Annotated in this window: 10 protein-coding genes; all 10 read left to right on the top strand. The window is 52.9% G+C overall.

Translation table 11 applies throughout. From position 1 onward, the window contains the following. Window positions 1–79 precede the first annotated feature (79 nt). The 10 genes from rpsT to KB213_RS06000 all read left to right on the top strand — a co-directional run bounded on the left by rpsT (window position 80) and on the right by KB213_RS06000 (window position 15,656). Window positions 80–349, top strand: a complete 270-nt coding sequence (gene rpsT / locus KB213_RS06045) for a 30S ribosomal protein S20 (protein ID WP_211681263.1) — start codon at window positions 80–82, stop codon at window positions 347–349. 340 nt (window positions 350–689) lie between these two features. Next, complete coding sequence (gene dnaA / locus KB213_RS06040) at window positions 690–2,105, top strand: chromosomal replication initiator protein DnaA (RefSeq protein ID WP_408903729.1); 1,416 nt, start codon at window positions 690–692, stop codon at window positions 2,103–2,105. 108 nt (window positions 2,106–2,213) lie between these two features. Next, window positions 2,214–3,338 carry a DNA polymerase III subunit beta gene (gene dnaN / locus KB213_RS06035; protein ID WP_068172581.1) on the top strand — a complete coding sequence of 375 codons (1,125 nt, stop codon included), beginning with the start codon at window positions 2,214–2,216 and terminating at the stop codon, window positions 3,336–3,338. A 9-nt stretch (window positions 3,339–3,347) separates the two neighbouring features. Further along, a complete protein-coding gene (gene recF, locus KB213_RS06030; RefSeq protein WP_211681260.1) occupies window positions 3,348–4,451 on the top strand; it encodes a DNA replication/repair protein RecF in 1,104 nt (367 codons plus the stop codon). 82 nt (window positions 4,452–4,533) lie between these two features. Then, window positions 4,534–6,978 carry a DNA topoisomerase (ATP-hydrolyzing) subunit B gene (gyrB, locus tag KB213_RS06025; RefSeq protein ID WP_211681258.1) on the top strand — a complete coding sequence of 815 codons (2,445 nt, stop codon included), beginning with the start codon at window positions 4,534–4,536 and terminating at the stop codon, window positions 6,976–6,978. After that, entirely contained in the window at window positions 6,971–7,786 is an 816-nt protein-coding gene (locus KB213_RS06020; RefSeq protein ID WP_211681256.1) for a DUF3108 domain-containing protein, read from the top strand. The genes gyrB and KB213_RS06020 overlap by 8 nt, the downstream gene beginning before the upstream one ends. A gap of 108 nt (window positions 7,787–7,894) precedes the next feature. After that, on the top strand, window positions 7,895–9,244 hold the full coding sequence (glmU, locus tag KB213_RS06015; protein WP_211681254.1) for a bifunctional UDP-N-acetylglucosamine diphosphorylase/glucosamine-1-phosphate N-acetyltransferase GlmU: 1,350 nt from the start codon (window positions 7,895–7,897) through the stop codon (window positions 9,242–9,244). After that, window positions 9,244–11,070: a glutamine--fructose-6-phosphate transaminase (isomerizing) gene (gene glmS, locus KB213_RS06010; protein WP_211681252.1), complete on the top strand. Its 1,827-nt coding sequence runs from the start codon at window positions 9,244–9,246 to the stop codon at window positions 11,068–11,070. Before glmU ends, glmS begins: the two co-directional genes overlap by 1 nt. Before the next feature lie 66 nt (window positions 11,071–11,136). Further along, window positions 11,137–14,106, top strand: a complete 2,970-nt coding sequence (locus KB213_RS06005) for an FAD-binding and (Fe-S)-binding domain-containing protein (RefSeq protein ID WP_211681250.1) — start codon at window positions 11,137–11,139, stop codon at window positions 14,104–14,106. After that, window positions 14,103–15,656, top strand: coding sequence for a hypothetical protein (locus KB213_RS06000; RefSeq protein ID WP_211681248.1), 1,554 nt, complete (start codon window positions 14,103–14,105; stop codon window positions 15,654–15,656). Before KB213_RS06005 ends, KB213_RS06000 begins: the two co-directional genes overlap by 4 nt. Window positions 15,657–15,753: the final 97 nt, after the last annotated feature.

Here is a 15,753-nt window from a genome sequence, read left to right as displayed (position 1 = left end):
TACTTGACGTATCTCGCTAGGCGGAGTAGACCCCGCCAATCATTTTCTGAGACACCTTAGAACCGAAACCGAAAGATCCATGGCAAATACAGCTTCAGCCCGTAAGCGCATCCGTCAAAACGAAAAGCGCCGCGTTCGTAACGTTGCTCGCGTTTCCCGTATGCGTACCTTCGTTAAGAAAGTCGAAAGCGCAATCCTGAGCGGCGACAAAACCGCAGCTGCAGAAGCATTCCGCGCAGCACAGCCAGAAATGCAGCGTGCAGCAGGCAAGGGCGTAGTGGCTAAGAACACCATCAGCCGCAAGCTCTCCCGCTTGTCAGCACGCATCAAGGCTCTGGCAACAGCCTAAGCTTTCAGGCAGGACCTGATGTGGAAGACGCGTCCCTGTATGGGGGCGCGTTCTTTTTTTGGAATTTTTTAGCTTTTGCGGCTTGTGATCACATTATCAGAATAGCGTATTGAACCCGCTCTTCATGCTTGCTTCGCTCCATCATCAGGCATACCCTGAAGGGATACGAATCAGTAGATCAGCGCACGGAATATCGTGACCCAACAACACTAGGCCACACTCCGTATTAAAAAGCGCCCCGCATAACACAGTTATAAATTCCTGCTCCTACGCCACAGGCGTTGAGCACTGCACGACGCCGTCTTAAAACTACGGTCATAGAATGAAAGGAGGGATCATGGTGGAAAACGCACAATATCTGGACGCCAATGCCTCCTTCGACCACGCTCTTGAAGCCGCTTGGCACATTGTCCGCGACAAACTGAAGAGTGAAGTCGGTGAGGTCGAATACGGCACATGGCTACGCCAAATCGTTCTCGGACCACTTGAAGACGACGAACTTACCCTTTTTCTCCCCTCACGCTTTTTGCGTGACTGGGTTCGCAGCCAATACGAAGAGCGCTTGAAGTCTCTGTGGCGCACAGAATATCCAAAGGTGCAGCACATTGAGCTTCTCGTACGCCGCGGCATGGCTGAGAGCACCTCTGACGCACAACCTACTCCCAGCACCGATAGCGCTGCACCAGCAGGAGAGCAGGGCACCTCTGACGTTCCACCAGAAGTCCGTAGCGATCTTGCTGCTCCATTAGATGCTCGTTTTACCTTCGATAGTTTTGTCGTTGGTAAGCCAAATGAGTTTGCTTACGCCTGTGCACGCCGTGTGGCCGAAAAACCATCCAGCCCCGGGTTTAACCCATTATTCCTGTATGGTGGCGTTGGCCTCGGTAAAACACATCTCATGCATGCCATCGGCTCTGAGCTTACCAAAACCGGCAATGTCTCAGTGGCCTATATGTCAGCTGAGAAGTTTATGTACCGCTTCATCGCGGCGATCCGTTCACAATCGACAATGGAATTCAAAGAGCAGTTGCGCTCTGTGGATGTCCTCATGATTGATGATCTTCAGTTCCTCATTGGCAAAGACAACACGCAGGAAGAATTCTTCCATACGTTCAATGCCTTGGTTGATGCAGGTCGGCAGATCATTGTCAGCGCGGACAAAAGCCCGTCTGATCTGTCTGGCTTAGAAGATCGCCTAAGAACCCGCCTCGGCTGCGGTATGGTGGCCGATATTCACGCCACCACATTTGAGCTGCGCATTTCGATTTTGGAAGCCAAAGCCAAAGCCTCCGGCACCACAGTACCGGCCAAGGTTTTGGAATATCTAGCGCACAAAATCACAACCAACGTCCGCGAACTCGAAGGGGCCTTAAACCGCCTTATCGCACACGCCGACTTGGTTGGGCGTCCAGTCACGCTCGACAGCACTCAGGATGTCCTCAAGGACATGCTGAAAGCGCATGACCGCCGCGTCACGATTGAAGAAATCCAACGCAAGGTTGCTGAACACTGGAATATCCGCCTAACGGACATGTCCTCCGCACGCCGCGCACGCGCCGTTGCACGACCACGTCAGGTGGCCATGTTCTTAGCCAAACAACTCACCAGCCGTTCATTGCCTGAAATTGGCCGTAAATTTGGTAATCGCGACCATACGACCGTCATGCACGCCGTCAATCGTGTTGCTGAATTAATGGAACAAGACCCTTCATTCGCAGAAGATGTTGAACTTCTGCGCCGTATGCTTGAAGGCTAAGCACTTATAGAGCCGGGCAATTCCAGCCCGGCCTCTCTTTCCCAGCGCTAGCCGTTCTGCTAGACAGAAGGCATTCTGGACCTTCCGCTGATCCACTGGAAAAAGACAATGAAATTCACGGTTGACCGCACTCTCTTGCAACGTGCTCTCGCTCATATTCATGGCGTTGCAGAAAAGCGGAATACCATTCCCATTTTGGCAAACGTTCTTCTGAGTTTTGCCGATGGGACGCTGCGCCTGACAGCAACCGATATGGAAATTGCGGTCGTTGAAGAAGTCGCCGCAGAAGGGCCAACACCCGGCTCCACTACCGTACCGGCATCAGTGCTGTTCGAAATCGTCCGTAAACTGCCAGACGGTGTAGCCATCGAGTTCAGCCACCCCGAAAGTGATGCTCCGCTGGGGCTGCGCGCTGGCCGCTTTGCAACGAGCTTGAACGTTCTGCCCGTTGATGACTTCCCAGCTATGGTTGCAGGTGATCTGCCGCACCGCTTTGTCATCCCTGCGGCAACGCTTAAAGGCCTGATTGACCGCACAAAATTTGCGATCTCCACAGAAGAAACGCGCTACTACCTGAACGGTATCTACGTCCACGTCGCTGGTACAGGCCCCACAGCCACATTACGCGCCGTTGCTACAGATGGGCACCGCCTTGCACGCGTGGAAGCCGATGTTCCTGAAGGTGCGCAATCCATGCCGGGCGTTATTATCCCGCGCAAAACCATCAATGAGCTGCGTAAGTTGCTGGATGAAGGCGCTGCCGATATTGAAATCTCCCTGTCTGACACGCGCATTCAGTTCGGGGCGGGGCCTGTTCTACTGACATCCAAGCTGATCGACGGCACCTTCCCAGAATATGAGCGCGTTATCCCGAAAGGGAATGACCGTCTGCTCCGCGTCGGCAAGAAAGATTTTGCAGCTTCTGTCGCACGCGTTGCCGCCATCAGCACTGAGCGCTCACGCCCTATCAAAATCTCTCTCACCACCAACTTGCTGACACTCTCAGCCATCAGCCCTGATCAAGGCGTGGCTCAGGAAGAGTTGGATGAGAACACCGTCACCTACGACGCGCCACCCATTGAGATCGGCTTCCAAGCACGTTACTTGACCGATATTACAGATCAAATTGACGTTGAAGTTGAATTCGCATTTGCGGATAGCTCTGCCCCAACCTTGGTACGGGACACAGGCTTCCCAGCAGCGCTCTACGTTCTGATGCCGATGCGGGTGTAAAAACCTGCATTGGAATTACTACGCCTCACGCTGACAGATTTTCGCAACTACACACGCGCAAACTGGACACCATCTCACCCCATTACGGTCTTCACCGGCCCTAATGGGGCAGGGAAAACCAATCTTCTGGAAGCTGTATCGCTCCTGTCACCAGGCCGCGGATTACGCGGCTCACCGCTCCCACAACTCTGCCGTACACACGCTCAGGAGTGGGGTATCGCCGCAATACTCAGCGGCAGTCATAACGAGCAAATCCGCATCGGCACCGGCGCCAAACAAAGCGAGCAGCGGCGCAACTTCCACATTGATGGTCGCCCCGTACGCTCCCAAACCGCTATCGCACCGTATTTCAGCTGCGTATGGCTCACTCCACAAATGGATCGGCTTTTCCAAGAAGGAGCGAGCGGCCGGCGACGTTTTCTTGATCGTTTGGTCATTGCCCTGACACCTGATCATGCCCGCGAAATCACCGCACATGATCGCTCTGTCTCCAGCCGCAATCGCGTCCTGCAAGAGCAACCACACGCAGATCTCTGGCTCAACGCGATTGAAGATTCCATCGCCAGACATGCAACAGCCGCAACAGCGTCCCGTTTAGCCCTCATTGAGCATATGAATGCCCAAAGCAATTCTCATACAGCCTTCCCAGAATGCTACCTCGGCCTTGATTGCCGTATTGCTCAACACCTCAAAATAGCCCCAGCCTTAAAGGTCGAGGAAACACTGCGCGCACAGCTTAAAGCATCTCGCATAACAGACCGTGAGCAACGCTTAACCTCACATGGCGCACATCGTGCCGATTTATTACTTTCCGACAAAGCCACAGCACGACCCGCTCACCTCTCTAGCAGCGGTCAACAACGCGCACTGCTCACAGGCATTATTCTGGCGCATGCCGATCTTATCGCCAGCCTACGCGGCCAAGCCCCGGCCTTATTACTTGATGAACCCTTAGTCCATTTAGACGAAATACGCCGCAATGCATTGTTAGAAACCCTAAAACACCGCCAGTCACTGGTCCTTATGACCGGCACAGACCATCATTCTTTCGGCCCCCTTCATGATCATGCTGCATTTTTATCCGTGAAAGACGGCCTAGTTCTCCCCAGCTGACACGGATGCTCTGGCCTAGATCGGGGGGAACGGCTATACTGTCTCACAAGATTTACAGTGAGTTACGGAGACCACCCCGCGCATGTCAGACAGCCAGAACCAGCCGGAAAACACAGGCGCGGAGAAAGACGACTACGGTGCCTCATCAATCTCGGTACTCAAAGGGCTAGACGCCGTCCGTAAACGCCCCGGCATGTATATTGGCGATACGGATGACGGCTCAGGCCTGCACCACATGGTGTTTGAAATCATCGACAACGCTGTTGATGAAGCCCAAGCTGGTTTCGCTACAAGCTGCACACTGACACTCAACGGCGATGGTTCCATCTCCGTCCGTGATGACGGCCGTGGCATTCCAACGGATATGCACTCAGAAGAAGGTGTCAGCGCAGCAGAAGTCGTGCTGACCAAACTTCATGCCGGTGGCAAGTTTAACCAGAACTCGTATAAAGTATCCGGCGGCCTTCACGGCGTGGGTGCCGCTGTGGTGAACGCTCTGTCCGAATGGATGGAAGTGCGCATCTGGCGTAATGGACAAGAACATTTCATCCGCTTCCAACATGGTGAGCGTGATGAAGCGCTGCGGATCATTGGCCCGTCAGATGAACCTCGCGGCACGTTGGTGACCTTCAAACCAAGCCGCGGTACCTTCACAAAAGTAGACTTTGATTTCAGCATTCTCGAACGGCGCGTCCGCGAACTTGCCTTCCTGAATTCTGGCATGGAAATCATCCTGCGCGATGAACGCCATAGCGAGACGACCGAAACACGTTTCTTCTACGAAGGTGGCCTCAGCGCTTTCGCAGAATGGCTCGACTCTTCCAAAACATCCATTGTCACTCCACCGATCACCGGGGACGCAGACAATGCCGAAAGCGGCATTCGTGTTGAGTTTGCTCTCAGCTGGAACGATACCTACCACGAGACAATGCTGTGCTTTACCAACAACATTCCCCAGCGGGATGGCGGCACACATTTGGCAGGTTTCCGCCAGGCGTTGACCCGTGTTGTTGGTAAATATGTTGAAGCACATTCCAAGAAAGAAGCAGGCTCGCTCACGGGTGAGGACATGCGCGAAGGCATGACGGCCGTTCTGTCCGTGAAAGTGCCTGACCCCAAATTCTCATCACAAACAAAAGACAAGCTGGTTTCCTCTGAGGTACAACCCGTTGTGCAAGCTGCCGCCGCAGATGCAATCGCACATTGGTTTGAGACGCACCCCAAAGAAGCCAAGGCAATCGTCAGCAAAATTCTTGATGCAGCCTCCGCCCGTGAAGCGGCACGCCGCGCCCGTGAATTAACACGGCGCAAAGGCGTGCTGGATGTTTCTTCTCTACCGGGCAAACTCGCAGACTGCCAGGAACGCGATGCGTCTAAAGCTGAAATCTTTATCGTTGAGGGTGACTCCGCAGGCGGTACTGCAAAGCAGGGCCGTGACCGTCGTTTCCAGGCCATCTTGCCTTTACGTGGTAAAATCCTGAACGTCGAACGCGCACGCTTTGACCGTATGTTGGGTTCCGCTGAAATCGGGACGCTTATCACGGCACTTGGCACCGGCATTGGTCGTGGGGAAGTCGATCAAGGCGGTTTCTCTGCCGAGAAGCTACGCTACCACAAGATTGTCATCATGACTGACGCTGACGTGGACGGCTCACATATCCGTACACTTCTGCTAACCTTCTTCTTCCGCCAAATGCCGGAACTCATCGAAAACGGCTATCTCTACATCGCGCAGCCTCCACTCTATCGTGCGAAGCGCGGCCAAGAAGAACGCTACCTCAAGGACGATGCCGCTCTGGAGCAGTATCTTCTGGATAAAGCCCTGGCCAATGCTTCCCTGCGCTTTGCCGATGACCGTCATTTCACAGGTGAGGCGCTGCAAGATGAAGTCGCCTTCTTCAATCATGCAGCACGTAATCTCAATCGTATTGCCACCAAAATTCCCGTCTGGATTTTGGAGCAGGCCGCCATTGCTCGCGTTCTGGATGCCAATATCAGCGCATCTGCCGAACACATTGCGGATTTCCAACAACGCTTGGACAACGCATCCCCAGAAAACGAACGGGGCTGGAAAGTCTCTGCCTCTGAAAACGGCATTGAATGTGCCCGCTCTATCCGCGGTATCAACGAAATCTACCGTTTGGACAGCGCCATTCTACGCTCCGCAGAGGCACGCTGGCTCACGGCCGAAGGTCCACGCTTAGCGCGCGACTTCAGTGGCCCGGTCACCCTGACACTCGACCCACACGCGCATGAACTCTTTGGCCCAGCCGCTATTATGGAGCGCATCCTGACCCAAGGCCGGAAGGGACTAGCCATTAACCGCTTCAAAGGCTTGGGTGAAATGAATGACGAGCAATTGTGGCACACCACACTTGACCCAGCGACCCGCACCTTGCTGCAAGTGAAGATCGGTGACGTTGAAGAAGCGGGGCAGGTTTTCTCCACCCTGATGGGCGATGTGGTAGAACCGCGTAGAGACTTCATCGTCGGAAATGCTCTGAAGGTTGCAAATCTTGATGTCTAATCGAACATGGCGGCATGTGATCGCAGCTGCGGTCTCACTTTCAGCATTCACCAGCACAGTCTGGGCGCAAGATTCCACTCCTATTTCTGGGCCGGTTTCTGCGCATGAAAGCTTTGCCGCTTATGTTCACGACCTGCATGCCTTAAATGCAGATGTTTCTTTTGCCACCCAGCCTTGGGGCTATGGTGGCAACGCACATATTCGCTCAATCGGTATGATTGGGTGGTTTGTACGTATGGATGTGACCGCCCGGATGGAAGGGCATTTCGGGCCGGGCAATACTGTTGCACCTATTCTCTATGATAGTGCAGGCCTCTCACGCGGCGCTCAGCGTCACGTCCATCTGGACTATCAAAACAACACGCCCACAGTCACAGTACATACACCTCCTGAAACTGACCGTGACCCCGTACCAAGCAGCACACTGCCAGGAACCATTGATACGTTCAGCGGTATGGTTCGTTTACTCCAAACGATGCGTAATACAGGACAATGCAACGGTTCAGCCAATGTCTTTGATGGTGCACGTCTGACGCATATTACTGTCCACGGACCTGTGGCCGATAACGTCCCTACAGACCATGATCAGTTGGAGACGGGTGCAGCCTTGCGATGTGACTTTGTTGGTCAGCAAGTCGCTGGTTTTATTAAAGATTCACCCAACCGCGCCAAAATGGCATCCCCCCAACCTGGGGCTGTTTGGTTCAAAAATGTCCAAGGATTTGGCCTCCTGCCAGTGCGTGTTGAGTTTGAGCACCCGAAACTTGGCCATATCAGTCTCGTTCTACAGACACCCATCACGCACTAAGACCCTCGCACCCTTCAACACCATGCAACAATCGGCAACCTGAAGTGATAGCCAAATGACGTTCAAGAAATTGACGTCAGGCAAGAGGTTGGATACCCGGATGAGAACATGAGCAGCACGCCCCCCTCCCAAACACGCCCCCTGACAGCCATCATTCTCGCTGCGGGTCTCGGAACACGGATGAAGTCACGCCTTCCGAAGGCACTTCACCGCCTTGCGAACCGTCCGATGATCAATCATTTGATTGATACCGTACAGCAGGTTGCAGATCATGTTGTCGTCGTCGTTGGCCCTGATATGCCCGCGCTTGAAAAAGCCGTTCATCCCCACGCAACCGTCACGCAGACCGAGCGTCTGGGTACAGGCCATGCCGCACAAGTAGCGGAACCTTTATTCGGTGATGGGGATGTCATTATCCTCAATGCCGATAATCCGTTAATCTCCAGCACTACACTACACCGCCTCTTTAAAGCACGCCAAGATGGTGGCGCAGCACTCGCCATGCTGGGCATGCGCCCAACCGACCCCGCACGTTATGGTCGTGTGATCGAAGAGAATGGCTCTGTTCAACGCATTGTCGAATATAAAGATGCAACAGACGAAGAACGCAGCATTGGCCTGTGCAATGCCGGCGCTTTCTGTGCCTCCGCAACAGACCTGCGGCGTTGGCTGGGGCGTATTAACAACAACAATGCCCAGAATGAGTATTACCTCACCGATGTTGTAGCGCTTGCGGCTGCCGAAGGTACTGTCAGCTGCGTTGTCGCAGATGAAGCCGAACTCGCGGGCGTTAATTCCCGCGCAGAACTCGCACGCGTCGAGCACAGCGTGCAGCAACGCCTGCGTGCAGAGGCCATGGCAAATGGCGTCACACTCGTCGCCCCGGAAACGGTCTTTTTCAGTGCTGACACCGTCATTGAATCCGATGTCGTTATTGAGCCAAACGTCTTTTTCGGCCCCAGTGTTACAATCCGCTCGAATGTTGTGATCCGGGCGTTCTCGCATCTTGAAAGTTGTACGGTCGAAGACAGCGCAACCATCGGTCCCTATGCACGCCTACGCCCCGGCACACTCTGCGAAGCAGGCAGCCATGTTGGCAACTTTGTTGAGCTGAAAAACGTAACGCTTGGCGCTGGCGCTAAAGCCAATCACTTGACCTATCTGGGTGATGCCAGCATCGGAAACGCGACAAATATCGGGGCAGGGACGATTACCTGCAATTATGATGGCGTTTTCAAACATCGTACAACCATTGGTGCACGCGGTTTTATTGGTTCAAATGCCATTCTCGTTGCTCCCGTTTCCATCGGTGACGAAGCGCTTATTGCCGCCGGCAGTGTCATTACAGATGACGTGACCTCTGGCGCTATGGCTTTCGGCCGTGCACGCCAGTCCGAAAAACCAGAACGCGGCCGCGAAACCATGGCCGCTTTACGTAAAAAGAAGGAGCAGGGCTGATGTGCGGTATCTGCGGTGTTGTCGGGCATAAGCCAGCTACTCCAATCGTTTTTGAAGCACTCCGCCGTCTTGAGTATCGTGGTTACGACTCAGCAGGCATTGCCGTACTCAATGATGACGGCCTGATTGACCGCCGCCGTGCGGCCGGAAAGCTCGACAATCTGGGAACAGTGCTTGAGGAAACGCCACTACAAGGCATTACCGGCATTGGCCACACGCGTTGGGCGACCCACGGCGCTCCGACCACCAATAATGCACACCCACACGCAACGGACCGCGTGGCTGTCGTACATAACGGCATTATTGAGAACTTTGCCGAACTCAAAGCCGAACTTGAGGCCGAAGGGCGCGTCTTTTTATCCGACACAGACACCGAAACCGTTGTGCATCTGGTCGATCATTATCTGCAAAATGGTTTAGCCCCTCGTGATGCCGCTTTTGCGACCCTCAAGCGGCTAGAAGGTGCTTATGCGCTCGCCATGATTTTTAAAGATCATGATGGCCTGCTCATTGGTGCCAAACACGGTGCTCCTTTAGGCGTCGGCTATGGCGATGGTGAAACCTTCCTTGGCTCCGATAGTCTGGCTCTAGCACCACTCGCCAGCCGTATTAGCTACCTCGAAGATGGAGACTGGTGCGTTCTCACCCCCGATGATGTGACACTGTATAATGCTGAAGGCGATGTGATCACGCGCCCCGTGCACAACGTGGCCTTCATGGCAGGGCAAGTCGGTAAAGACGGCTACCGTCATTATATGGAGAAAGAACTACACGAGCATCCCGTGGCGATCGGGCAGACATTGCAGCGTGTCACAGATCCCGCTGCCAAAACTATTGCTCTACCATCCTTACCATTCGATCCAGCGCACGTTCCACGCCTCACCATCTCAGCCTGCGGCTCTGCCTTTTATGCCGGTATGGTCGGGCGTTATTGGCTGGAATCTTTAGCCCGCTTACCCGTGGATATTGATGTAGCATCTGAGCTGCGTTACCGCGATTTACCTTTGGCTGAAGATGGTGTTGCGCTTTTCATCTCCCAATCTGGCGAAACAGCCGATACTTTAGGTGTCCTACGCCGCCTGAAAGATGCCGGACAAAAGATCGTTTCCGTGTTGAATGTCGAACATTCCACCATGGGACGTGAAAGTGACCTTGTCCTCGGCATGGTAGCAGGACCAGAAATCTCCGTCGCATCCACTAAAGCATTTACTGCACAACTCTCTGTTCTTGCAGCTCTTTCTATTGAATTCGCACGCGCCAGAGGCGTGATTGATGCCAAACGCGAAGAGAGCTTAACCTCTAGCCTGCTCGACCTTCCTTCACGTGCAGCAGAGGCTCTCACACGGGGAGATGCCATCCGAGATATGGCACGTATCGTCGCTGAAGCACGAGATGTTCTGTATTTGGGGCGCGGCATTTGTACGCCTATCGCACATGAAGGGGCGTTAAAATTAAAGGAAATCAGCTACATCCATGCTGAGGCGTACCCAGCTGGTGAACTTAAGCATGGCCCGATTAGCTTGATTGATCGTACGGTCCCCGTCGTCGCTATTGCACCATCGGGTATCTTGTTCGACAAAACAGCTTCAAACCTTCAAGAAGCAAAAGCCCGTGGCGCACGTGTCTTAGCGTTCACGGATAAAAAGGGGGCACAACAACTTGAAGGCATAGCAGAACATATTGTTATCCTCCCTGATGTTGATCCGTTCGTAATCCCCATTCTTTATGCTATCCCTGTGCAAATGTTGGCGTATGAAGTCGCGCTACTTAAAGGCACAGATGTCGATCAACCGCGCAACCTAGCCAAGTCTGTTACGGTCGAATAATTAAGATTGAAACCCGACCGTACACCACCTGGGCGGGTTTCAACGATCCGCCTCGGGGGAACTACGATGGGTGATGCGTCCTATCTCTCAAACAATACCAGCCGGCTCACACTTGCCTCTGACGATTTAAACCGCTGGAACGCGTATAAATCTGCCCTCGAAGCGCAGGGGTTTACCGGTGAGATTACAGACAGCATTGCCGCCCGCTTAGTCGGTTCAACCGATAACAGCATTTATCAAAGACTGCCTCTGGCTGTTATCTACCCCAAGACAACAGATGACCTTAACCGGGCCGTTAAAGCCGCTCACGGGGTTGACCTGACCCTGACTATTCGTGGGGGCGGCACGGGTACAAATGGCCAATCTTTAACGCCCGGGGTCGTGGTCGATGTTGCGCGGCACCTCACATCCATTATTCATTTTGACGCGCAAACCGAAACTGTCACTGTTGAACCCGGTGTCATCTTAGCGCGGCTCAACGCTTTTTTGCGGCCACACGGCTTCTTCTTCCCTCCCACAGTCTCTACAGCGACACGCGCCACGCTCGGCGGCATGATTGCTACAGATGCCTCAGGTAAAGGCTCCCGCATTTACGGGCGCACATCAGATTATATCCAATCTCTCGATGTCACACTCTCTGATGGTTCAGACCTCACCATCAGCGCCCAGTCACCACAAGACGTCAAAACCTTATCGACTAAGACAAATCGCGCTGGGGCTGCATACCGTACGGTGCAACACGTTGTCACAGAACATGCTGCTGAAATCCAGCGTATCTTCCCGGATATGAACCGTGGCTTAACAGGATATAATCTAACACAGCTTACAGACGGGCAGGGCGGCTTAAACCTGATCCGCTTATTGGCGGGATCTGAAGGCACTTTAGCCCTCACAAAAAAAGCCACCCTTCGCGTTAAACGCCTCCCTAAGCTTCGCACCTTATTGGTCATTCGCTATGGCCATTTTCAAGATGCCCTGCAAAATGTTCAAACACTTTTAGACGCCGAACCCGCTGCCATCGAAGTGCTGGACGATAAGGTTCTCGCACGTGCGTCCCAAGACGTCATATGGTCTACCTTAGAGGCCGTTCTCGGCACACAGGCAGGACGACCGGTCAAAGGGATGAGTTTTGTTGAATTTGTTGGTGACGATGCTGAAACGCTCGAAAATCAGCGCCTAAAAGTACTCTCTCTCCTTGAGAAGTCACACGACGATATCATTGATTTTAAAACAGTTTCTGACCCAACTATTATTGGCCAATTATGGACATTGCGCGAAAAATCTGTTGGTCTTCTGGGACGACCAGAAGGCCACAAACAAGGTATTGCATTTGTAGAAGATACAGCCGTTCCTCCAGAAAACCTGCCCGCATTCGTCTCTGAGTTCCGTGAAATTTTAGACCGACACGGCCTAGTCTACGGCATGTTTGGCCATGCGGATGTCGGCTGCCTCCATGTCCGCCCCTATATGGACATGACGAGCGAACGTGACCGCAAGCTCATTCGGCATATTTCCGATGATGTCGTCGCTCTAACGCACCGTTATGGGGGCCTGATCTGGGGCGAGCACGGCCGTGGCTATCGCGGAGAATTTTCACCGCTCTACTTCGGTGAAACACTCTACAATGCCTTATGCGACATCAAACAAGCCTTTGATCCTGAAGGTCTTTTTAACCGAGGGAAACTTGCCCGTTCTGGCGAAAAATATCCCGTAGAGCGTATCGATGCCGTGCCCTTCAAAGGTACCTTTGATGCTGACCTGACGCCCGCTGCTCGTCGCCGTTACGGTGCGGCCGTCAGTTGTAATGGAAACGGAGCATGCTTTAACCAAGAGCCAGACCAAGCCATGTGTCCGTCCTACAAAGCGACGGGGGACAAACTACAATCCCCCAAAGGGCGAGCCACGTTGCTACGCAGTTGGGCCCGCTTACGTTCACTACCCGATCATGCACCAGATCGTGTTTTACTGCCGCGCCTCACGGAAGAGGTAAAATCAGCTCTTGATACGTGCCTGTCCTGCAAAGCCTGCGCCACACAATGCCCTATTAAAGTGGACATTCCTTCGATGCGCTCGCGCTTTTTGCATGCTTATTATGCCGCACATGCCCGTACACTCCGCGACCACGTAATCTATGCGCTAGAACCTTTACTTCAACTTGCACGCATAGCGGCACCGCTTGCCAATATAGGCCTGCAAAATATTGTTTCTAAAACACTTATTAAAAAAATAGGCCTCGTTGATCTACCCTCTCTCAGGCCAACCCGACGCTTTCGTTATAAACGTGTCACAACGCATTGGCTCAAAAAAGCCGCAGCCAATCCACGGGCCGTGATCATCCTACAAGATTCCTTCACCGGAAGCTTTGATGGCAGCGTTTTAGAAGCCGCGTATTCTACACTTTCCACCCTCGGCTTTGACGTGCGCCTCTCACCGGTCCTAAACAATGGAAAAGCACGCCACGTACGCGGCTTTACGCATGGCTTTACCAAAACAGCAGAGCGCGCAGTAACCAGCCTTCACCGACTCAGCCAAGCCGGTACACCAATCATTTCAGTGGATGCTGCTACAGGCCTAATGTTCACACAAGAGTACACGCATCTGAAAAATATTGCCCCAATTCCAGAGGTCATTCCACTGGAAGCGTTTTTACGCAACGCCATTGAGAACAAAGATATCACGCCTCAAACAACCTTCCCGCAAGAGAGCGCCACCATCCTTCCGCACTGCACAGAGCAAGGAGCTCGTCCACAAAGCGCTGCGGATTGGAGCTTTGTTCTAGCGTTCTTCGGACTGTCTGCTACGGCAGGCAAAGCAGGGTGCTGTGGGATGGCGGGCCTCTTTGGTCATGAAGCCGAAAACGCAGCCCTCTCTCACAAAATCTTTCACCAAAACTGGGCACAACATATGGAAAAACCTGTTCTTGCTACAGGATATTCCTGCCGTTGCCAGACGAAGCGTTATACAGGCACCCGCCCTCTGCACCCGATTGAATGGCTGACACAGGCACTCCACAATACGGAAACACGCTCCGCATGACATCGCGTATAAAAACACTCATTACAGCTCTCTGCTTTGTCCTCGCGTTACTGTATCTCGCCCTCGCACTGCATATCAGTAGCTTATGGCCCAAAACATCGGATCAAGCTGGATATTTTGAAGCGGGCCTCGCCGTTCTACACGGCAATTGGCGTTTGCATGGCTGGATGCTCACCCCACCAGACTTCTGGACTTCCGATATCGCATTATCCGCCTTACTCGCTGGGGTGTGGCATCTTTTAGGACATCCTGAGCAAAGCCCGGTGCTCATGATGCTACAGCCCGCAATCCTCTGGACTGGACTGGTCCTCTCGGCGTTTTATATAACCCTCAAGCGCCTCTCCACATTGGGTCAACGACTTGGCGCTGCGATACTGCTACTCCCTTGCCTCGCATTTCCGCTCATGCGTTCGCCTATGGCGTATTTTATCACGCTTTCCGCCATTCATGTCGGCACCGTCATCTATGGTCTATGGGCCTTGCACTGGGCAGATTACGCCCTAAAAACGCAAAAAAAACACCCATTATACCTCTGTGCCCTGATGATTCTTCTGGGCACGATTGGTGATCCCTTAATGGATTACACCGCAACAGGGGCGATCTTAGGCTGCACTCTATTATGCGCTCAAACACCCCATAAACAAAGACTACGTGTCATTATCGGCACCATTATCGCCGCAATAGGCGGCAAAGGGCTTGTGGCTCTCAACACTGCACAAGGTGGCTTTCAAACAGAAGCGATGGAAAGTCGTTTCAGCACATGGGAACAGTTAGGACATAATATCGGCACCACCGTACATGACCTACTTTTGGTCTTCGGTGCAGACCCATCCGGACGCCTGATCAACGCCTCATTACCAGAAATTCTGCGGATCGGACTTGTTCTTTTAGGCATCATTGCCCTTGGCTATACAACACGTACATGGTGGCATACTCGTACAGCCAATTTCACACTGCTTTTAACCCTTTTCACCGGCTTAAACCTCTGCGCTCTAGCATTCAGCAACCGCATCGAACTTGATGGAAACCCCATCGCTACAGCGCGTTACCTATTCCCCGCATGGGCTGCTCTTTCATGCCTTATAGCACTCCACTGGGCACGGCACCGATACGCTATCAGCCTCGCTTTACTGGTACTCTACACGACCATTCAGGCGGATAAACATGATCTCCCGCACCATTCCACAGGCATTTTATCTGCAGAAGACGGAGCGCTCTATCACTTCCTCGATCAACATGATCTTTCTATCGGCATTGGATCATGGTGGAGTTCTTTGAATATCCAAGCGGCTTCTTTGCAACGTATTCAGGTTATGCCCGGTATGCATGACGCACAAGGCAATATTCATCCTTTCTTTCATATCCAACCGAGCTTTGACTGGAACACATTAACCAAAAAACGCTTCTTTGTTCTTTTGCCTCAACCTGAAGAGACCTTCTCAAAAACCGATATTTTGCATAGTTTTGGTGAACCATCCGAGACATACAAAATTGGGCGTTATGATATTTTGATCTACCCCAACACACATTCACTCCCAAAGCCTCACTAAATGTTGCACTAGGATTGCGCTCCTGACCATCCTACAACCCAGTGTCAGAACGCCCTTGCGGCCTGTTTGATGAAGCAGCGCGCAATCCTGCATTAAG

This window comes from Neokomagataea anthophila (assembly GCF_018122595.1).
Lineage (GTDB): Bacteria > Pseudomonadota > Alphaproteobacteria > Acetobacterales > Acetobacteraceae > Gluconobacter > Gluconobacter anthophilus.
The sequence above is the reverse complement of the archived record's forward strand: the minus strand, read 5'-3'. Positions and strand labels throughout refer to the sequence as shown.